Origin of the sequence: Streptomyces tricolor, from assembly GCF_002155905.1 — a bacterium.
In the GTDB taxonomy this organism is placed as follows: Bacteria; Actinomycetota; Actinomycetes; order Streptomycetales; family Streptomycetaceae; genus Streptomyces; species Streptomyces tricolor.
In genome coordinates this window covers 1-1,241 of sequence record NZ_MUMF01000968.1, presented here as the reverse complement: position 1 = coordinate 1,241, position 1,241 = coordinate 1, and the positions used below count along the sequence as shown (strand labels likewise).

Below are 1,241 nucleotides of genomic sequence, written 5' to 3'. Positions count from 1 at the left end.
GAGCGGGGGCATGCGGGAGCGGGACGAGCCGGAGGTCATCGGGCGGCGGGTGCAGCGGCTGCGGGCGGAAAGGGGTCTGACGCAGCGGCAGCTGGCGGAGCCCGCGTACACGCCCGCCTACATCTCCACGCTGGAGGCCGGGCGGGTGCGGGCCTCCGACGAGGCGTTACGGCATATCGCGGACCGGCTCGGCGTGGCCTTCGAGGAGCTGGCCGTCGGCCGGCCCGCCCATCTCGCCACCGATCTGCGGCTGCGGCTCACCGAGGCGCAGCGCGTGCTCGCGGACGGGCGGGCCGAGGAGACCGCCGCGCAGTACGCCCTCCTGCGCACCGAGGCGGAGGGGCACGGGCTGGTGTGCGAGGAGGCCGCCGCACTGCTCGGGCTCGGGGAATGCGCCCTGGAGACCGGCGAGCTGACCGGCGCCCGGGAGTACTTCGAGCGGGCCGAGGAGCTGCTGGCCGGGAAGACGCTGCCGGAGCGCGTGCCCGCCGTACGGGGACGGGCCGTCGCCCACTACCTCGCGGGTGAGCTGCGCTACGCCGTGTACCTGCTGGAGTCGGCCCTCGACGAGCTGAACCGCGGCGGGCTGCACGACCCCGATGCGCTGCTGCTGCTCTACGCCAGCGTCATCGGGCCGTACATGGACATGGGCGCGCACGCCCGGGCCGCGCAGGCCGCCGAGTTCGCCCTCGCGCTCGCCCCGCGGGCCGGCGACCCCGCGCTGATCGCCCGGATGCACCGCTCGGTGGCCCGTACCCTGCTCGCCGAGGGCCGGGTCGCCGAGGCCGACGCCTCCCTGGCGAAGGCCGCCGAGCTGTACCGGCAGCTGAGCCTGCGCACCGAACTGGCCAACTGCCACTGGATGCGCGGCTACGTCTGCGCGCAGAACGGCGAACTGGAGCGGGCCGAGGACGAGTTGCGGCAGGCGCACGCCATGCTGTCGGAGACCCGCGCCGCCCTGTACCGCAGCCAGGCCGCCGTCGAACTCGCCGACGTCCTGCACCGCCGGGGCAAGTCGCGGGAGGCGGCCGGGCTGCTGGAGGGCGTCCTCGGGGACTTCTCCTCCGAGCGCGGCGCCGTGCACGCCGCCGCCGCGCACCGCCTGCTCGGCATCATCGCCGAGGACGCCCGGGACACCGAGGCCGCCGAGGAGCACTACGTCCGCGCCCTCAGCCTGCTGGAACGCGCGGGCGCCGCCGGGGACCTCGCCGACCTGTGCCGCCTCCTCGGCGACCTGCTGC

At 76.0% G+C, this 1,241-nt stretch carries 1 protein-coding gene; it reads left to right on the top strand.

Annotated features, from left to right (window positions below; all coding sequences use genetic code 11):
• Positions 1 to 10 precede the first annotated feature (10 nt).
• On the top strand, positions 11 to 1,241 hold a 1,231-nt coding region (locus CCN44_RS42015; protein ID WP_086704528.1), incomplete at its 3' end, for a helix-turn-helix domain-containing protein.